Source organism: Nocardia sp. NPDC004654 (genome assembly GCF_040609595.1).
Taxonomy (GTDB): Bacteria; Actinomycetota; Actinomycetes; order Mycobacteriales; family Mycobacteriaceae; genus Nocardia.
In genome coordinates, this window is the sequence record NZ_JBEXKI010000002.1 from 258,300 (window position 1) to 277,452 (window position 19,153).

Sequence of the window (19,153 nt, forward strand, 5' to 3'; positions counted from 1 at the left end):
ACCCCTTGACACGATGTGGCCTGCGTTACATAGTTGGAGCGCTCCAAAGCGAGGGCACCTGTTCACCTCGAAGGTCGGAGAGACGATGAACGAACCTCTCTACCCGCTGCGCATCGCGGCCGCGCCGATCTCCTGGGGCGTGTGCGAAGTCCCCGGCTGGGGCCACGTGCTCGAGGCGGAGGCAGTGCTGGCCGAGATGGCGCGGCTCGGCATCACCGCGACCGAACTGGGCCCACCCGGCTACCTCCCGGACGACCCGGCGGTGCTGCGCGCATTGCTCGACGGCTTCGGCATCCGAGCGGTCGGGGGGTTCCTCGCGCTGCCGCTGCACCGTGCACCGGAGGATGCGCTGGCCGCCGCGCGACGGGCCGCTACGCTGTTCGCCGCCACCGGGGCGGAGGTCCTGGTGCTGGCCGCCGCCACGGGCTTGGACGGCTACGACGCGCGCCCCGAACTCGACTCCACCGAGTGGCGAACCCTGCTGGACACCGCCGCGGCCGTCCGCGACCTCGCGGCGGCGCACGGTCTGCGCACCGCGCTGCACCCGCACGTCGGCACGCACGTGGAGACCGAGGCCGAGGTCGAACGGTTCCTCGCGGACTCCGACCTCGATCTCTGCCTCGACACAGGCCATCTGCTGCTCGGCGGAACCGACCCCGTCGACCTGGCCCGCCGGTACCCGCACCGCATCGGACACGTCCACCTCAAAGACGTGCGCGCCGAACAAGCCGCCGAAGTGCGCAGCGGCGCAATCGAATACAGCGAGGCGGTGCGACGGGGGCTCTACGCGCCGCTCGGCGAGGGCGACATCGATATCGCGGCACTCGTGCGCGCGGTCCGCGCGGCGGGCTATCGCGGTTGGTACGTCATCGAGCAGGACACGGCGCTGCGCTCGACCGATCCCGTGACCTCGGCGAGCCGCGACGCGCGACACAGTCTGCGCTACCTTGCCGATCTGAGCCTCGCATCGGCGTCGCGACGGTAGGGGCGCGTCAGATGTTCGGACGAAAAGTCGCTGTTACCCATGGATTCTCGTTGCGCGCCGCCGTTTCGCTGGCGGCCGTCGCCGCACTGGCCGCCTGTAGCGGCCCGGGTGCCGATGTCGCAGGCCCCACCCGAACACGCGTCGCCGCAGGCGAATTGGAGTCGGTCGCGGTGGTCACCCACGGCAGCGCGGGCGACGCCTTCTGGAACGTCGTCAAGAACGGCGCGGAAGCCGCGGGCAAGGAACTCGGCGTCGCCGTGGAATACAACTCCTCCGGAGATCCCGGCCAGCAGGCGAAGCTGATCGACAACGCGGTGGCGCAGGGCGTGGACGGTCTGGTGGTCTCGATGGCCAACCCGGAGGCGCTGCGGCCCTCGGTGGAGCGCGCGGTCTCGGCCGGAATCCCGGTCGTCACCATCAATTCGGGGGAAAGCGAGAGCGCGAAGTACGGCGCGTTCGCGCACGTCGGGCAGAGCGAGGGCCTCGCGGGCCAGGCGGCGGGCAGGCGGCTCGCCGACGCCGGACGCGAGAAGCTGCTGTGCGTCATCCACGAGGCGGGCAATATCGGCGCCAACCAGCGCTGCGACGGCGCGACCCGTGCCTTCGGCAACGGCACGACACTCCAGGTGGACATCAACAACCCCACCGACGCCCAATCCCGGATCAAAGGCGCGCTGGAGGCCGATCGCTCGATCGATGCCGTGCTGACGCTGAACTCCCAGGTCGCCGCCCGCGCCGTGGACGCGGTGCGCGAATCGCGATCCGCCGCCACGGTGGCGACCTTCGACCTGAACACCGACGTGGTCGAGGCCATCCGGGCGGGCGCGCTGCTGTTCGCGGTCGATCAGCAGCAGTACGAACAGGGCTACCTGCCGATCGTGCTGCTCGAGCTGTACCGCGCGAATCTGAACACGGTCGGCGGCGGCGCGCCGGTGCAGACGGGCCCCGGCTTCGTGGACGCCGACAACGTCGAGGCCGTCGCCACGCTCGTCGCCCAGGGCACCCGGTGAGGACCACGAACATGACCACGACGACCGAACGCACCGAGGTCACGCCAAGCACCGAAGGACCGAGCCTGCTCCAGCGCCTGGCGGTGCGACCGGAGATCGGAGCCGCCCTCGGCGCGCTGCTGGTGTTCGTCTTCTTCTCGCTCGTCACCGATCGCTTCCTCAGTCCGCTCGGGATCGCGACCTGGTTGGACGACGCCTCCACGCTCGGCATCATGGCGGTCGCGGTGGCGCTGCTGATGATCGGCGGCGAATTCGACCTGTCGGCGGGCGTGATGACCGCCTCGACCGCACTCGTTACAGCACTGCTCGCGGTGCACGCGGGGTGGAACGTCTGGTTCGCGCTGCTGGCCTCGCTGGTGTTCGCGCTGACCGTCGGCGCGTTCAACGGCTGGGTCGTGATGCGCACGGGGTTACCGAGTTTCATCGTCACCCTCGGCACTTTCCTTGCGCTGCAAGGTCTCAACCTCGGCGTCACCCGTTTGGTCACCGACACGGTGCAGGTGTCGGGCGTGCGGGCCGCGGAAGGCTACGAGTCGGCGGGCTGGGTGTTCGCGGCCACGCTGAACATCGGCGACGCGCGCATCCAGGCCTCGGTGGTGTGGTGGATCGTGCTCACGGCGATCGCCTCGATCATCCTGGTGCGCACCAAGTTCGGCAATTGGATCTTCGCGGTCGGCGGCTCGCTGTCCAGCGCGCGGGCGGTGGGTGTTCCGGCGGACCGGACCAAGATCCTGCTGTTCATGGGGACCGCGTTCGCGGGCTGGGTGGTCGGCTCCTGCAACATCCTGCGATTCGCCAGTGTGCAGGCCAACCAGGGCGTGGGGCTCGAGCTGCACTACATCATCGCTGCCGTGGTCGGCGGCTGCCTGCTCACCGGCGGCTTCGGCTCGGCGATCGGCGCGGCCATCGGCGCGCTCATCTTCGGCATGGCCCGCCAGGGCATCGTGTTCGCACGCTGGGACAGCGACTGGTTCATGCTGTTCCTCGGGGTCCTGCTGCTGGCCGCGGTGCTGGTGAACAACCGATTCCAGAAGCGAGCGGAAAGGGTGCGCCGATGACCGCCCCCCTGATCGAGACGATCGGCATCGGTAAGAGCTACGGCGGCGTCGTCGCGCTGCGTGACGTGTCGACGGTGGTGCGGGCGGGCGAGGTCACCTGTGTGCTCGGCGACAACGGCGCGGGCAAATCCACGCTGATCAAGATCCTCGCCGGGGTGCACCGGCACGACAGAGGCGACTTGCGCGTCGAGGGCGAGCGAGTCCGATTCGATTCGCCGCGTGCGGCATTGGATCGCGGCATCGCGACCGTGTACCAGGATCTCGCGGTGGTGCCGTTGATGAGTGTCTGGCGCAACTTCGTGCTCGGATTCGAGCCCACGACCGGGCCATTCCGGCTACTCGATCGGAAGGCCGGGCGCGAGATCGCCCGGAAGGCACTGGCCGACATGGGTATCGAGATCGAGGACATGGAGCAGCCGGTCGGCACCCTGTCCGGCGGACAGCGGCAGTGTGTCGCGATCGCCAGGGCGGTGCATCGCGGTGCCAAGGTGCTGATCCTCGACGAGCCGACCGCCGCGTTGGGTGTGAAACAGGCAGGGGTGGTGCTGAAGTACGTGGTACAGGCGCGCGAGCGCGGACTCGGCGTCGTCCTCATCACGCACAATCCGCACCATGCCTACCCCGTCGGCGACCGCTTCCTGCTGCTCGAGCGCGGCGCGGTGCTCGGCGCCTACGAGAAGTCCGAGATCGACCTGCCCGAGCTGACCAGGCAGATGGCGGGCGGAGCCGAATTGGACGCGCTACAACATGAATTGGCGCGGGTGATCGGCTCGTGACCGGGTCCGCGGGGGCGGGCACGATCGAGGCGCTGACCATCGGCCGCGTCGGCGTCGACCTGTATCCGGAGCAGGGCGGCGTCCCGCTCGCCGAGGTGCGGTCCTTCGCGAAATCGTTGGGTGGCACGGCGACCAACGTCGCGGTGGCCGCCGCGCGCCTCGGCCGTCGCTCGGCGGTGCTCACCAAAGTCGGCCCGGACGGCTTCGGCGCGTACGTGCGCGCGGCGCTCACCGAGTTCGGTGTCGCGGCGGACTACGTCGGCACCGCGCCGAATCTGCTGACGCCGGTGGTCTTCTGCGAGCTGAACCCGCCCGCCGATCCGCCGCTGCTCTTCTACCGCGCACCGATCGCGCCGGACCTCACCCTCACACCCGAGGACGTGCCGTGGGATCTCGTCGACGCCGTGCCGCTGCTGTGGGTCACCGGCACCGGCGTCAGCGCCGAACCCGCGCGCGGCACCCAGCGCGCGATCCTGGAGCGGCGCGCCCGGCGCGGGCACACGGTCCTCGACCTGGACTATCGCTCGATGTTCTGGTCGGACGAGGCGACCGCGCGCGCCGAGATCGGCTGGATGCTCGACCACGTGAACGTCGTCGTGGGCAACCGCACCGAGGTCGGCATCGGGATCGGCACGACCGATCCCGATGCGGCGGCCGATCGGCTGCTGGCGCGCGGCATCCGGCTCGCGGTGATCAAGCGCGGCGCCGAGGGCGTCCTCGTGGCCACCGCCGACGAGCGCTGGACCGTGCCGCCGTGCCGGGTGGCGGTGGTGTGCGGGCTCGGCGCGGGCGACGGCTTCGGCGGCGCGCTGATCCACGGGCTGCTCGCCGACTGGGACCCGCACCGCATCGGCGTCTACGCCAACGCGGCGGGCGCGCTGGTCGCGTCCCGGCTGGCCTGCGCGGACGCCATGCCGACGGCCGCGGAGATCGAGGAGTTGCTGTGCCGATGAACCCGTACCTGACCGACGACCGCTGGGCCGAACTGCTGCGAATTCGCGCGACGGACCCGGCGGCCGTCGAACGGGCCTACGCCAAGAGAATTCGACGATCCGCCCTGCTGTCGGAGCGCGAGACGCTGTTCCTGGTGGCCGCCGACCATCCCGCGCGCGGCGCCCTCGGCGTCGGATCGGACCGCACCGCGATGGCCGACCGGCGCACCCTGCTGGAACGGTTGCTGATCGCGCTGGCCGATCCGGCGGTGGACGGTGTGCTGGGATCGCCGGACGTGGTCGAGGAGCTGCTGTTGCTCGACGCGCTGGACGACAAGGTGGTGATCGGCTCGATGAACCGCGGCGGCTTGGCGGGCGCCGAGTGGGAGATCGACGACCGGTTCACCGGCTACGACGCCGACGCACTGGTCCGCTACCGCCTCGACGGCGGCAAAATGCTTCTCCGGCTGGTCGATTCGGATCCGGGCACGGTGCCCACCCTGCACGCTTGCGCGCAGGCGGTGTCCGAGCTCGCCGCGCACGGTCTGATGGCGATGGTGGAACCGCTTCCTTACCACCGCGACGCGTCCGGCGCGCTGGTGATGAGCAAGGACGCGCCCGCGCTCGCGCGGGCCATCACCGTCGCCTCCGGCCTCGGGGTCACCTCGGCCTACACCTGGCTGAAAATTCCTGCCCCCGAGGATAGTTCGGTGCTGGACGCGACGACGCTGCCGGTTGTCGTGCTCGGCGGAGTGCCCTCGGGTGACCCGGCCGCGGACCTGGCCGCGTGGGGCGGCGCGCTGCACCACGACGTGGTGCGCGGCCTGGTGGTGGGGCGCACCCTGCTCTATCCACCGGACGGCGATGTCGCCGCCGCCGTCGACGCGGCGGCGCGGATGCTGAAGGAGTCCCGATGACACTGCATCGTCCGGCCGGGACACTGGCCGACGGCCGAGACCCGGTCCGGCTCACCGCCGAGGACGCCGGATGGCGCTACACCGGCCTGCGCGTAGTCGAACTCGCGCCGGGCGAGACCAGAACCCTGGCCACCGGCGAGTACGAGGCGTTCGTGCTGCCGCTGTCCGGCTCCTGCGTCGTCCGGGCCGACGCGCACGTCCTCGAATTACGCGGGCGCGACTCGGTTTTCACCCGGGTGACCGATTTCGCGTACGTACCGCGCGACGCCGACGTCGCGTTGTCCAGCGCCGACGGCGCGGTGCTCGCCATGCCGATGGCCAGATGCGCGCGGCGGCTGTCGCCGAAATACGGTCCCGCCGAGGAGGTTCCGGTCGAGGTGCGGGGCGCGGGCCGGGCGACGCGGCAGGTCAACAACTTCGGCGTGCCCGGCGTCTGGGGGCACGCGGACAAGCTCAACGCCTGCGAGCTGATCACGCCGGACGGCAACTGGTCGTCGTACCCGCCGCACAAGCACGACGAGGCGAGCGCGTGCGAGGTGGTCAACGAGGAGATCTACTACTTCCGCATCGCGGGCCGCGACGGCGTCACCCCGTCCCGCGAGGGCTTCGGCCTGCACCGCACTTATACCGCCGAGGTGGACGAGAACGTGGCGGTCCGCGACGGCGACGTCTTCCTGGTGCCGCGCGGTTACCACGGTCCGTGCGTCGCCGCGCCCGGCTACCCGATGTACTACCTCAACGTGCTGGCCGGTCCGGCGCCCGAACGGTCGATGGCCTTCTGCGACGATCCGGCGCACGCCTGGGTGCGGGACGGCTGGGCGGGGGAGCAGGCCGACCCGCGCTGCCCGGTCACCGGCCCGGAAGGACGGTTGTCATGGAACTGACCACCGCGCAGGCCCTGGTGTCCTGGTTGGTCGCGCAGCGCTCCGAGACGCTGGACGGCGCGGACGTGCCGCTGTTCCCAGCCGTCTTCGCGATCTTCGGGCACGGGAACGTGCTCGGCCTCGGCACGGCGTTGCACGAACGCCGCGACGAGCTGCCCGTCTGGCGCGGGCACACCGAGCAGGGGATGGCACTGGCGGCCGTCGGCTACGCCAAGGCAACACACCGGCGCCAAGTCGGCGTCGCCACGTCCTCCATCGGGCCCGGCGCGCTGAACATGGTGACCGCGGCGGGCGTCGCGCACGCCAACCGGCTGCCGCTGCTGCTGCTCCCCGGCGACACCTTCACCGGACGCGCCCCCGATCCGGTGCTGCAACAGGTCGAACACTTCGGGGACGCGACCGCGACGGTGAACGACGCGTTCCGGGCGGTGAGCCGCTACTTCGACCGGATCACCGAACCCGAACAGCTCATCGCGACGCTGCCGCAGGTGGCCCGCGTGCTGACCGATCCAGCCGACGCCGGACCGGTCACCCTGGCACTGCCCCAGGACGTGCAGGCCGAGACCTTCGACTTCCCGGACGCGCTGTTCACTCCGGTGCTGCACCGCGTGCCGCGGCCTCGCCCCGACCTGCGGGCGCTGACCGAGGCCGCCGCGGCCATCCGCGCCGCGCGGCGACCGCTACTGGTGCTCGGCGGCGGCGTGCGCTACTCGGGCGCAGGCCCGATCGCGGTGGAATTCGCGGAGCGGCACGGCATTCCGATCACCGAGACCACCGCGGGCCGCACGCTGGTGCCCCACGATCACCCGCTGCACGCGGGCCCGCTCGGCATCACCGGCTCGGCGTCGGCGAACGCGCTCGCCGCGGACGCGGACCTGGTGCTCGCCGTCGGCACCCGACTGCAGGACTTCACGACGGCCTCGTGGACGGTCTTCGCGCCCGACCTTCGCCTGGTCACCGTCAACGCGGCCCGCTTCGACGCCGTCAAGCACGGCGCGCTGCCGGTCGTCGGCGATGCGGCAGCCACCCTCTCTGAACTGGCCGAACACCTGTCCGGATGGATCGCCCCTGCGGACTGGACCGGCCGCGCCGCGCCGCTGCGGGAGACCTGGGATGCCCGGATCGACAAGCTGCGCGCCCCGACACCGGGCACGCCCAGCTACGCCCAGGTGGTCGGCATCGTCAACGAGCTCGCGACGCCGGAGGACTACGTCATGACGGCGTCGGGCGGGCTGCCCGGCGAGCTGATCGGCGGCTGGCGGGCCGCCGGAGGGACGCCGAGCATGGACGTGGAGTACGGATTCTCCTGTATGGGTTACGAACTCGCGGGGGCGTGGGGTGCGGCCATGGCGCGCGAGCACGGTCTGGTCACCACCTTGCTCGGCGACGGCTCCTATCTGATGCTGAATTCGGAACTGTTCTCGGCGGCCTTCGCCGGGCACCCGTTCGTCGCCGTGATGTGCGACAACGACGGCTACGCGGTGATCGCGCGCTTGCAGGAGGGGCAGGGCGGTGCGGCGTTCAACAATCAGTACGCGGACTGCCGCACCACCCTCGTCGACCCGCCGCGAGTGGATTTCGTGGCGCACGCCTCCGCGCTGGGTTGCTCGGTGTTCACTGCGACAGATACCGACCAGTTTCGAAATGTCTATCGACAAGCGCGGGCTACCGCCGTCGCGACATCCCGTCCCGCGGTCGTCGTGGTGAAGACTCGGGCCGCCGACTGGACCGAGGCCGGTGCATGGTGGGAAGTCGGTGTGCCGCAATACCTTTCTGGCCGCGGCGACTACGATGCGAACAAGCCCGCGCAGCTGCGCTACGTGCGAGGGCGATGACTCGCACGTAAGGTCGGTCGTGTACGTCGGTGTACAGGCCTGTTCGCTGGGCGGTCGACACCCGGTCCCGGATGCGAGGTGAGAGACACAGACCCCCGTGAGCGTTGAATAGCTCACAGTGGATGGGGCCGAATGTGGAGAAATTCGTCGGATGATGGCATTGTGGATCTACGAGACCGGGGTGTCTATGCAAGTCCCTGGCTCGTCAACAGAAAGTATGAAATGGCTCAAGGCATTGTTAAGTGGTTCAACAGCGAGAAGGGCTTCGGCTTCATTGCCCAGGACGGCGGCGGTCCCGACGTCTTCGTGCACTACTCGGCTGTGAGCGGTTCGGGTTTCCGGTCCCTCGATGAGGGGCAGCGCGTGGAGTTCGAGATCGGCCAGGGACAGAAGGGTCCGCAGGCTCAGGACGTCCGCGTCGTCGCCTGATTCGACACGCACTTCGAGGCTCCGCACCATTACGGTGCGGGGCCTCTCGTCGTTTCGGGCTGGGTGAGACCCGCCCGAACCGTCGCACGATGGACCGAGCGGCACCCGGCGTTGTACCCTTCCCCGGTTCTGCGCGTTCGGAGAAGGTGCGGCGTATGGCTCAGGGCACAGTGATGTGGTTCGACACCGAAAAGGGTTTCGGTTTCATCGCCCAAGACGGTGGTGGCAAGGACGTGTTCGTGGACTACCTGGATCTCCAGGGTTCCGGGTTCCGATCCTTGACGGCCGGGCAGCGGGTGGAGTTCGAGCTGCGCCAAAGCAAGTCGGGGCCGGAGGCGATCGGCGTGCGAGTCGTCGAGTAGGTGTATCCCCGCACCGCCCGGCAGCCGCTACCGGGCGGACAGCGCCTGCGCGCGGAAGAACCGCGCGGTGAGGTCCCGTGCCCGTCCCAGGTCCCGTTCGCCGGAGCGTGGGAAAGAGTCCGTGGCACTGCCGAATTCGCCCACGATGAAGTCGGCGATCGGCGCGGGCACGGCTCCGCTGCCCATTTCCCTTGTCCGCGACTTGAGTTCGGTCAGCTCGGCCACGGCCGTGACCAGGTCGGCGGGCAGCTCGCACTGCGCGAGCAGCGTCGGCAGATGCATTGGCGCCACCGCCGCTTCGGGATGCTCGCGCAGCCACCGCAGCGCCATCGCGGGACGCAGCGCGTAGAAGACCTTCTTCAGTGATCGGTTGCGGTCGAACAGTTCCCACTGCCGAGCGCCGAGGTGCAGGTAGTGCCGCGCCACTTGATCGCGGGCGGCGACCTGCTCGGCCAGCGCCCGCAGCTCGGCGCGGAATCCCGCGTCGCCGCGGTACACGATCGGCGACATCAGCCACTCGATCAGCACCGCGTTGCCTTTGACCAGCAACCGCAACGCTTTACCCAGCTCCCAGCCGTTGACGTCGAGCAAGCCCACGAGCGGCGTCTCGATCACATCGCGCGTCCGCCACGGCGACAGATAGGTGTCCAACGGCGCCACGTACACGAAGCGGCAGTCGTAGTCGGAGTCCGGCGACGGGAAACCCCAAGCGCGGCTACCGCTTTCGATGGCCAGCGGCACCCGCACGCGATGCTCGCGCTCGATCCGGTCCAGCTCGGCGTCGACGGACCCGACCACGGTCGGATCCATCGACTCCGGAACAGCGCGCAACGACATGCCTCGATCGTAGGTGCGAGGGTGTCCGCGCTTCAGCTCATTTTTCGGGCCGAAACGTGGTGCGTGCCATCAACTGTCGATCCGGACACCGACGCAAGCGCGGGTGTGTCGCCACGTCCCCACAGGCGGCCTCGACGTCGACACGTCCCGATCCGGTCGCGACGGTCCGCAGTGCGGCGACCGCCAGCGCCACGGCCGCACTGTCGAGGCCGCCGCACACCGCTGAGCACCACCGAGGTGGCCCAAGCGGCCGCACGGGCGGGTGCCAGGCGCGTCGCGACCCCGGCGGTGATCGCCCGCACCGTGCCCACTCCGATGCCGATCGGTATGTGCCGGGCGAGCAGCGCGCCGCAGTTCGGCGCCAGCGCGATGCTCAGGTTGCCGAGCAGCAGCACCACGCGGTGCGGGCAACACCGCACGCGGTCGAACCGGCCGAGCCCCGCGGCGAGTAGCGGTCGCGCTGACGGCGGCGACCCGGGCGCAGGTTGCTGTGGCGCTCGGTGTCGACCGCGAAACGGTGTTCTCGGCTGCCACTGCGAGATATACGACGAATTGCCTGTCAATAACCCAACTGGCTTCGTCCAGAAAAACACCGGCATTGGTATGCCCCTGGTTTCCAGGGCGGGTTCATGTTCGCAGCGTGTCCCGCGGGCTAATAGGCAAGCGCGCGGAAGTTGTCGTTCTCAGAGTTTCTCCGGCGATTCCTCAGAGTCCTCTCATGAATCGGCAAATGCTGCGCACGCGAATGATCTGGACAGTCGACCAGCGTTCGAACCCTGCAAACATGCAGGTAAAGGCCGATTTTTGAGGGTGAATTCATGGGATGTTCGGTGACCTGCACCGCATTGGAGATTTGAATGTAGTGCGCGTCACAATTTCCCAGAATTTCGTAACCGCATTCGCATCGCCGCCGATGTGCCGTGTGTCAGCCAGTTCGACTGGATAATTTCGAGGAAGAGGAATTCTTATGATCCCCGTTATCATCGACACCGGTAGCGCCGCCATCAACGGCCTGTTCGACACCCTCGGCGCCGCGCTGAACGGTGTGCTGAACACCCTGTGGACGGGATCCTTCGGCGGCCGCTGATTCGACTCCGCGATCGAGCGACTCGATCGGGTCCGTGCCGTCCGATCGGCACGACCGTGGAAGACCCCGCACCCCCTCGGTGCGGGGTCTTCCCGTCTTCTCCGAGCGTTTCGGACACGACCGCTGCTTTCGGGCAGCGCGCATGCGCCGGACCGTCGCTGACATCGACGTGGACCCGGTGGCCTTACGGCAGAACGCCATTCGCTTTCGGTCGTCCGCCCACCTCACACACTGACGGCAGCCGCCTACCGGGTGGTACAGCCGGACGAAATGCCGACCACTAAGCTTGTCGGCGGTAACTGCCGACCCCCATTTCCCCAGGAGTACCCCACAGTGAGCCAAGCAGGCCGTCCTGTTGTTCTGATCGCCGACAAGCTCGCCCAGTCGACCGTCGACGCGCTCGGTGACGGTGTCGAGGTTCGCTGGGTCGACGGCCCCGACCGCCCGGCCCTGCTCGCCGCGGTTCCGGAGGCCGACGCGCTGCTCGTGCGTTCCGCCACCACCGTCGACGCCGAGGTGCTCGAGGCAGGCAAGAACCTGAAGATCGTCGCCCGCGCCGGCGTCGGCCTCGACAACGTCGACGTGCCCGCGGCCACCGAGCGCGGCGTCATGGTCGTCAACGCGCCGACCTCCAACATCCACACCGCCGCCGAGCACGCGGTCACCCTGCTGCTCGCCGCCGCCCGCCAGGTCCCCGCCGCCGACGCGACCCTGCGCGAGCGCACCTGGAAGCGCAGCAAGTTCAACGGTGTCGAGATCTTCGGCAAGACCGTCGGCGTCGTCGGCCTCGGCCGCATCGGCCAGCTGTTCGCCGCGCGCCTCGCCGCGTTCGAGACCAAGCTCATCGCCTACGACCCCTACGTCTCCCCGGCGCGCGCCGCCCAGCTCGGCATCGAGCTGGTCACCCTGGACGAGCTGCTGCAGCGCGCCGACCTGATCTCGGTGCACCTGCCCAAGACCCCGGAAACAAAGGGCCTGCTGAGCAAGGAGAAGCTCGCCCTCACCAAGCCGGGCGTCATCATCGTCAACGCCGCGCGCGGCGGCCTGATCGACGAGGCCGCGCTGGCCGACGCCATCAAGTCGGGCCACGTGCGCGCCGCCGGTCTGGACGTGTTCGAGACCGAGCCGTGCACCGACAGCCCGCTGTTCGAGCTGCCGCAGGTCGTCGTCACCCCGCACCTGGGCGCGTCCACCTCCGAGGCGCAGGACCGTGCGGGCACCGATGTCGCGAAGTCGGTGCTGCTGGCCCTGGCGGGCGAGTTCGTGCCTGGCGCCGTGAACGTCACCGGCGGCGCGGTCGGCGAAGAGGTCGCCCCGTGGCTGGAGATCGTGCGCAAGCAGGGCGCCCTGGTCGGCAAGCTGTCCGACGAGCTGCCCGTCAGCATCGAGGTGCAGGTGCGCGGCGAGCTCGCCTCCGAGGACGTCGCGGTGCTGGAGCTCTCGGCGCTGCGCGGCATCTTCTCGGCGCTGGTCGAGGACCAGGTCACCTTCGTCAACGCGCCCGCGCTGGCCAAGGAGCGTGGTATCACCGCGCAGGTCACCACCGCGCCGGAGAGCCCGAGCCACCGCAGCGTCGTCGACCTGCGCGCCGTGTTCGGCGACGGCCGCACGCTGAACGTCGCGGGCACGCTGACCGAGCCGCAGCAGGTGCAGAAGATCGTCAACATCAACGGCCGCAACTACGACATGCGGGCCGAGGGCCTGAACCTGGCGATCCTCAACTACGAGGACCGGCCGGGCGCGCTGGGCAAGATCGGCACCAAGCTCGGCGAGGCCGACATCGACATCCTGGCCGCGCAGCTGAGCCAGGACGTGGACAAGGAAGGCGCGACCGTCGTCCTCCGCGTGAACAAGGAAGTGCCCGCCGACGTGCAGGCCGCGATCGCCGAGTCGGTCGGCGCCGCCAAGATCGCGCTGGTCGACCTGTTCTGATCCGTTCGGCGCGCCGAGCGCCGAGCGAGAACCGTGCCGCGCGCCGTCACCGCAGGGTGGCGGCGCGCGGCATGTTCCCGGCGGTGTGCCGGGAGGTCGCGAGCGTCCCGCCCGGGTGGCCGGATGCGGCGAGTCGCCTAGTACCGTGGCGTTGCTCGCCGAGCGTCCGGCCAGGTCCGGTCGAAAATGAACGGAGTTGTCATGAAGCTTGCTGTCATCCCCGGTGACGGTATCGGGCCCGAGGTCATCGCCGAGGCGCTCAAGGTGCTGGACGTCGTCGTGCCCGGCGTCGAGAAGACCGAGTACGACCTCGGCGCGAAGCGCTACCACGCGACCGGCGAGATCCTGCCCGAGTCGGTGCTGCCCGAGCTGAAGCAGCACGACGCCATTCTGCTCGGCGCCATCGGCGACCCGTCGGTGCCCAGCGGCGTGCTCGAGCGCGGCCTGCTGCTGCGCACCCGATTCGCGCTGGACCACCACGTGAACCTGCGCCCCTCGAAGCTGTTCCCCGGCGTCACCAGCCCGCTGGCGGGCAACCCCGACATCGACTTCGTCGTGGTGCGCGAAGGCACCGAGGGGCCGTACACCGGCACCGGCGGCGCGATCCGCGTCGAGACGCCGCACGAGGTCGCCACCGAGGTGAGCACCAACACCCGTTTCGGCATCGAGCGCGTCGTCCGCTACGCCTTCGCCAAGGCGCAGGCGCGCCGCAAGCACCTCACCCTTGTGCACAAGAACAACGTGCTGACCTTCGCCGGGTCGCTGTGGCAGCGCACCGTCGACGAGGTCGCCGCGGAGTTCCCCGAGGTCACCACCGCCTACCAGCACATCGACGCGGCGACCATCCACATGGTCAACGATCCCGGCCGCTTCGACGTGATCGTCACCGACAACCTGTTCGGCGACATCATCACCGATCTCGCGGCCGCGGTCAGCGGCGGTATCGGCCTGGCGGCCAGCGGCAACATCGACGCCTCGGGCACCAACCCGAGCATGTTCGAGCCGGTGCACGGCAGCGCCCCCGACATCGCGGGCCAGTCGAAGGCCGACCCGACCGCCGCGATTCTGTCGGTCGCGCTGCTGCTCGAGCACCTCGGCAACGCCGAGGCCGCCGCCCGCATCGAGGCCGCCGTCGCCAAGGACCTGGCCGCGCGGTCCGGCGCGTCGTCCACCGTCGAGGTCGGCGACCGCATCGCCGCTTCGGTCTGAGCGATCGACCGCGGATCCCCGCGCCCGCCCGTGGCGCGGGGATTCGTCGCGCTCGAACCGGTTACCCTCGGGTCGAGTGCGGAACAGGGAGACCAGGTGGCCAAGCGACGGACGAGCCGTAAGCCGGAGCCGGGTCCCTACACGATTCGGGACCTGCACGCGCTGCCGAATGGCAAGAGTTTCGAGCTGGAGGACGGCTGGCTCGTCGAGGTCGACCGCGGCGCTCGGCACAATCACGTGGCGCAGCGGCTGGCGCGTTTCCTCGACGTCGCCGCCGACGTCGAGGTGCACGTCTGCCTCGGCGGTGGTTGGGAAGTGAGCACGCCGGGCGGTATCCGGAAACCCGACATCGTCGTGGTGCCACGCGAAGTGGTGCGCTCCGCCATCGTCGCCGACCCGCCGCGGTTGCTGCCCGGCTCCGAGGTGCAGCTGGCCGTGGAGGTGATCGCGCCGGGGACCGGCAGCGAGCGCACCGACCGGGTGCGAAAGGTCAGGGAATACGCGGCCGTCGGCATCCGGCAGTACTGGATCGTCGAACACCATCCGCACGTGCGCATCCACCCACTCGTCCTCGACGGCGATATCTACCGCGCCGACCCGCCCGTCGGCCCCGGTTCGACACTGCGCGCGAACATCGGCCACCACAACCACTTTCGCGTCGAGGTGGACCCGGCGGCGTTGCTCGAGGTGTGAGTAGCGTTCGCCCGCAGCGGTTTACGCTCGAGCCGTTCTTCGGTCCGACCCGGCGCGCACTCCAATCGAGCCCGTCATAGGTACGGAGAATGCCGTCGAGGCGTGCGATGTGCTTCGGCGCGGCGGATTTCGGTCGGCCGTTCGCAGGGGAGGCCGCGCCCCGCAGAGCGCGGGCGGGACAGTCTCGCGAAGAGGGCCATGGTTGGCATCGATGATCGGCTACCGCGTGTGCGCGAGGTCGGTGCGTCGCAGCGGGATTCGGTATGTGTCCGCGTGACCCTGTCAGTCGAGGGCCACCGCGCGGTGCGGAGGGCGTCCCGGTCGTTGCCGACGGGGACGCCCCCCGGAAGCAGCCGATCAGCGCGGGGTGCGGCTGTCGGTGGGGACCAGCGGGATGGCGGCGGTGGCCAGGGCTGCGGCGGCCAAGTAGGCGGCGGGGAAACCGCCGACGGTGATCAGAGCGCCGAAAACCGGTGGGATGGCGGCGATCGCGAGGTTCTGGCCGGTGTTCTGGATGCCGAGTCCGCGCCCGCTCCAGTATGGTCCCGCGATCTCGGCGACGGCCGTGAAGGCGAGACCGTTGTCGGACACCGTGATCACCGAGGCGGCGATCAGCAGCGGGATGGCGGCCCACCACCACTGCGTCCACGCGGTCAGACCCAGTGCGGCCATGGACAACACGGCGGCGATGGCCACCGTCCGCAGCGGACCGAGCCGACTGCCGATCCGATCCGACCACGCGCCCGCACCGATTCGGCCGAACGCACCGAGGATTTGGGTCACGGTCACCAGTGCCCCCGCGGCGGGCAGCGACCAGCCGATGTCGCGGTGCAGCCACAGCAGCGCGAAGGTCCACACCACGCCCTGCGGCACACACAGCAGCACGGACACGGCGTGGATGCGCCACAGGGTGGTGTCGCCGCGATACGGATTGGCCCGGTCGACGCCCTTGCCCTCCGGGCGCGGCGGATCCACGATGCCCAGGTAGCAGCCCGCCGCGGCGAGGCCCGCCATGATCGCCGGCACCAGGATCGCGGTCGAAATGCCTTGCGTCGCAGCGACCGCGGGCACGGCGAGCGCGCCGACGCCGACACCCAGGGGTTGCGCGGTCTGCCGGATGCCCATCGCCAGCCCCCGCCGCTCCGGCGGGAACCAGCCGACGATGACGCGACCGCTGGCGCCGTTGGTGCTGGCCGCACCCGCTCCGCCGAGGAACAGCAGCGCACCGAGCGCGATGTCGTTGGTGGTGACCGCCGCCGCGGCGCCCGCGGCGAACATCACCAGCGGCCCACCGACCAACACTTTCCGCTCACCGATCCGGTCCACCACGTAACCCCACGCGATCAGCGTGCACACCAACCCGACGGTGGGCATCGCCACCAGCAGACCCGCGGCGGGCAAAGACATTCCGCGCGCGGTGAGCGCGGGCAGCAGGAACGGGGTCCCGTGCACGAACACCGCGCTGGCGGCCTGCGCGAAGACGCCGAGACCGAGCATGGACCACCGTCGTCCCGCGCGTACTTCTGTCACGGTCGCCATGGGCCACACCTCGAATCTCATAATATGGAACTCAGGTCTCACTGAGTGAACACCGATGCTCACGCTACACCCGTGCGCGACCCGATTTCTCGCCGGACGGCATTCCGGGGCCCGCCGCCGCGCCGATCGGACCGCTCGGTCGGGTGCGTTCGGGCAGGTCGATGCCGGTCGATAGACTTCGGGGCATGCGTCTAGGTCGAGTTGCCAGTCCCGATGGGGTCGCGTTCGTCAGCATCGAGGGGGAGGAAAGCGACAGCATCGCCAAAGAGATCGCGGAACACCCGTTCGGTACGCCGACGTTCACCGGACGGAGCTGGCCGCTGGCCGACGTGCGCCTGCTCGCGCCGATCCTGGCCAGCAAGGTGGTGTGCGTCGGCAAGAACTACGCCGCGCACGCCGCGGAGATGGGCGGTCCCGCGCCGGAGGAGCCGGTGATCTTCATGAAGCCGAGCACCGCGATCGTCGGGCCCAACGCCCCGATCATCTTGCCGCCCAGCTCCTCTCAGGTCGACTACGAGGGCGAACTCGCCGTCGTCATCGGCCGCCCGTGCAAGGACGTGCCCGCCGCCCGCGCCAAGGACGTGATCCTCGGCTACACCGTCGCCAACGACGTCACCGCCCGCGATCAGCAGCGCCAGGACGGCCAGTGGACACGCGCCAAAGGCTACGACACCTTCTGCCCGCTCGGCCCGTGGATCGAAACGTCGCTGGACCCTTCGGATCTGGAGATCGTCACCGAGCTCGACGGCGAGGTCCGCCAGCGCAGCCGCACTTCGCTACTGCTGCACGACATTCCGAAGCTGGTCGAATGGGTGAGCACGGTCATGACGCTGCTTCCCGGCGACGTGATCCTGACCGGAACACCGGAGGGCGTCGGCCCCGTCCAGAACGGGCAGCAGGTGTCCGTCACCGTCGAGGGTCTCGGAACCCTCACCAATCCCGTTGCCGCCAAACGCTGATCGAAAGAGAGCCATGACTGAAGTACGGGTCCGTTTCTGCCCGTCACCCACCGGTACACCGCACGTCGGCCTGATCCGGACGGCGCTGTTCAACTGGGCGTACGCCCGCCACACCGGCGGCACCTTCGTCTTCCGCATCGAGGACACCGACGCGGCACGCGATTCCGAGGAGTCCTACCGCGCCATCCTCGACGCGCTGCGCTGGCTCGGCCTCACCTGGGACGAGGGTCCCGAGGTCGGCGGGCCCTACGGCCCTTACCGCCAGTCGCAGCGCCGCGAACTGCACCTCGACGTTGTTCGCAAGCTGCTCGAGGCGGGCGAGGCCTACGAATCCTATTCCACGCCAGACGAAGTCGAGGCGCGCCATCTCGCCGCGGGCCGGGATCCCAAGCTCGGCTACGACAACTTCGACCGCGACCTGAGCGCCGAGGCCGTCGCCGCCTTCCGCGCCGACGGCAGGGCCCCGGTGATCCGGCTTCGTATGCCCGACGAGGACCTCACCTGGCACGACCTGGTACGCGGCGAGACCACCTTCAAGGCGGGCTCCGTGCCCGACTTCGCGCTCACCCGCGGCAACGGCGACCCGCTCTACACGCTGGTCAACCCGGTCGACGACGCGCTGATGAGGATCACCCACGTGCTGCGCGGCGAGGATCTGCTCTCCTCCACGCCCCGTCAGCTGGCGCTGTACGCCGCGCTGCGCCGGATCGGGGTGGCGGAGTTCACCCCGGAGTTCGGCCACCTGCCGTTCGTCATGGGGCAGGGCAACAAGAAGTTGTCCAAGCGTGATCCAGAGTCGAATCTGTTCGCCCACCGCGACCGCGGATTCATCCCCGAGGGTTTGCTGAATTACCTGGCATTACTCGGTTGGGGCATCGCCGACGATCACGACGTGTTCTCGATGGCCGAGATGGTTGCCGCCTTCGACATATCGAAAGTGAATTCGAATCCGGCGCGTTTCGATCAGAAGAAGGCCGACGCGCTGAACGCCGAGCACATCCGATTGCTGGAACCCGGTGATTTCGCCGGCAGGCTGCGCGAGTTCCTCACCGAACGCAACCACATCGGCGCCGAGGTGGACGAGAAGGTGTTCGCCGCGGCGGCGGAATTGGTGCAAACCAGAATCGTGGTTCTGGCCGACGCCTGGGAACTCTTGCGATTCCTGTTCGCGCCTGCCGAAGAGTTCGCCATCGATCCCGCGGCGGGCGCGAAGAATCTGGGCGCGGACGCCGTGCCGGTACTCGACGCCGCGCTCGCCGCGCTGGAGCCTTTGGCGTCCTGGACCACCCCGGCTATCGAAGAGGCGCTGAAAACCGCGCTGATCGACGATTTGGGGCTCAAACCGCGCAAGGCTTTCGCGCCGGTGCGGGTCGCGGTGACCGGATCGCACATCAGCCCGCCGCTGTACGAGTCGCTGGAACTGCTCGGCCGCGAGACGACGATGGCTCGGCTGGCTGCCGCGCGGCAGTGGACCGCTCCCGCCGACTGAGATCTACCTCACGCCCGCTCGGACCCGAGCGTGCCGTGGACGGATGACCGTCCGGCGGTGCGCCCGGGTCCGAGCGGGTCGCCGGGACCGGTTCGCTCGACGTGCGCGGGCTGGCCCCCGGACCGCGATTTCGGCCGAAAACATGGCTCTGACCAGCCGATTTGTAGTTTACCGGTAGGGGTTTGGTAATCTCTTTCTCGGCCGGAACGCGGCCCCGAAG

17 protein-coding genes are annotated in these 19,153 nt (G+C 69.5%); 15 read left to right on the plus strand and 2 right to left on the minus strand.

Annotated elements, in window-relative coordinates; translation table 11 throughout:
* Positions 1 to 85: 85 nt before the first annotated feature.
* From ABZV58_RS06905 to ABZV58_RS06950, 10 genes are all read left to right on the plus strand, one after another.
* Positions 86 to 985, plus strand: a complete 900-nt coding sequence (locus ABZV58_RS06905; RefSeq protein ID WP_354999243.1) for a TIM barrel protein — start codon at positions 86 to 88, stop codon at positions 983 to 985.
* Between the two features lie 50 nt (positions 986 to 1,035).
* Complete coding sequence (locus tag ABZV58_RS06910; protein WP_354999244.1) at positions 1,036 to 1,995, plus strand: sugar ABC transporter substrate-binding protein; 960 nt, start codon at positions 1,036 to 1,038, stop codon at positions 1,993 to 1,995.
* An 11-nt stretch (positions 1,996 to 2,006) separates the two neighbouring features.
* Positions 2,007 to 3,053: an ABC transporter permease gene (locus tag ABZV58_RS06915; protein ID WP_354999245.1), complete on the plus strand. Its 1,047-nt coding sequence runs from the start codon at positions 2,007 to 2,009 to the stop codon at positions 3,051 to 3,053.
* Positions 3,050 to 3,829: an ATP-binding cassette domain-containing protein gene (locus ABZV58_RS06920; RefSeq protein WP_354999246.1), complete on the plus strand. Its 780-nt coding sequence runs from the start codon at positions 3,050 to 3,052 to the stop codon at positions 3,827 to 3,829. Before ABZV58_RS06915 ends, ABZV58_RS06920 begins: the two co-directional genes overlap by 4 nt.
* Positions 3,826 to 4,782, plus strand: coding sequence for a 5-dehydro-2-deoxygluconokinase (gene iolC, locus ABZV58_RS06925; RefSeq protein WP_354999247.1), 957 nt, complete (start codon positions 3,826 to 3,828; stop codon positions 4,780 to 4,782). Before ABZV58_RS06920 ends, iolC begins: the two co-directional genes overlap by 4 nt.
* The gene (locus ABZV58_RS06930; RefSeq protein ID WP_354999835.1) at positions 4,779 to 5,678 is read left to right on the plus strand and encodes an aldolase; all 900 of its coding nucleotides are present in this window, start codon (positions 4,779 to 4,781) and stop codon (positions 5,676 to 5,678) included. The genes iolC and ABZV58_RS06930 overlap by 4 nt, the downstream gene beginning before the upstream one ends.
* On the plus strand, positions 5,675 to 6,562 hold the full coding sequence (gene iolB / locus ABZV58_RS06935) for a 5-deoxy-glucuronate isomerase (RefSeq protein WP_354999248.1): 888 nt from the start codon (positions 5,675 to 5,677) through the stop codon (positions 6,560 to 6,562). The genes ABZV58_RS06930 and iolB overlap by 4 nt, the downstream gene beginning before the upstream one ends.
* Complete coding sequence (gene iolD, locus ABZV58_RS06940) at positions 6,553 to 8,397, plus strand: 3D-(3,5/4)-trihydroxycyclohexane-1,2-dione acylhydrolase (decyclizing) (protein ID WP_354999249.1); 1,845 nt, start codon at positions 6,553 to 6,555, stop codon at positions 8,395 to 8,397. The genes iolB and iolD overlap by 10 nt, the downstream gene beginning before the upstream one ends.
* Before the next feature lie 222 nt (positions 8,398 to 8,619).
* Complete coding sequence (locus tag ABZV58_RS06945; protein ID WP_011210759.1) at positions 8,620 to 8,826, plus strand: cold-shock protein; 207 nt, start codon at positions 8,620 to 8,622, stop codon at positions 8,824 to 8,826.
* A 155-nt stretch (positions 8,827 to 8,981) separates the two neighbouring features.
* A complete protein-coding gene (locus ABZV58_RS06950; RefSeq protein WP_354999250.1) occupies positions 8,982 to 9,188 on the plus strand; it encodes a cold-shock protein in 207 nt (68 codons plus the stop codon).
* A 27-nt stretch (positions 9,189 to 9,215) separates the two neighbouring features.
* Here ABZV58_RS06950 and ABZV58_RS06955 read toward each other — a convergent pair whose 3' ends face one another.
* The gene (locus tag ABZV58_RS06955; protein ID WP_354999251.1) at positions 9,216 to 10,025 is read right to left on the minus strand and encodes a nucleotidyltransferase domain-containing protein; all 810 of its coding nucleotides are present in this window, start codon (positions 10,023 to 10,025) and stop codon (positions 9,216 to 9,218) included.
* 1,420 nt (positions 10,026 to 11,445) lie between these two features.
* Between ABZV58_RS06955 and serA the strand changes: the two genes are divergently transcribed.
* From serA to ABZV58_RS06970, 3 genes are all read left to right on the plus strand, one after another.
* Positions 11,446 to 13,044: a phosphoglycerate dehydrogenase gene (gene serA / locus ABZV58_RS06960; RefSeq protein ID WP_354999252.1), complete on the plus strand. Its 1,599-nt coding sequence runs from the start codon at positions 11,446 to 11,448 to the stop codon at positions 13,042 to 13,044.
* A gap of 201 nt (positions 13,045 to 13,245) precedes the next feature.
* Positions 13,246 to 14,253, plus strand: coding sequence for a 3-isopropylmalate dehydrogenase (locus tag ABZV58_RS06965; protein ID WP_354999253.1), 1,008 nt, complete (start codon positions 13,246 to 13,248; stop codon positions 14,251 to 14,253).
* 96 nt (positions 14,254 to 14,349) lie between these two features.
* Complete coding sequence (locus ABZV58_RS06970; RefSeq protein ID WP_354999254.1) at positions 14,350 to 14,946, plus strand: Uma2 family endonuclease; 597 nt, start codon at positions 14,350 to 14,352, stop codon at positions 14,944 to 14,946.
* Between the two features lie 357 nt (positions 14,947 to 15,303).
* Here the strand turns inward: ABZV58_RS06970 and ABZV58_RS06975 are convergent, their stop codons facing one another.
* The gene (locus ABZV58_RS06975; protein WP_354999255.1) at positions 15,304 to 16,485 is read right to left on the minus strand and encodes an MFS transporter; all 1,182 of its coding nucleotides are present in this window, start codon (positions 16,483 to 16,485) and stop codon (positions 15,304 to 15,306) included.
* 185 nt (positions 16,486 to 16,670) lie between these two features.
* Here ABZV58_RS06975 and ABZV58_RS06980 point away from each other — a divergent pair, with 185 nt between their 5' ends.
* A complete protein-coding gene (locus ABZV58_RS06980; protein ID WP_354999256.1) occupies positions 16,671 to 17,444 on the plus strand; it encodes a fumarylacetoacetate hydrolase family protein in 774 nt (257 codons plus the stop codon).
* 13 nt (positions 17,445 to 17,457) lie between these two features.
* Positions 17,458 to 18,933, plus strand: a complete 1,476-nt coding sequence (gltX, locus tag ABZV58_RS06985) for a glutamate--tRNA ligase (protein WP_354999257.1) — start codon at positions 17,458 to 17,460, stop codon at positions 18,931 to 18,933.
* The last annotated feature ends 220 nt before the right edge of the window (positions 18,934 to 19,153 follow it).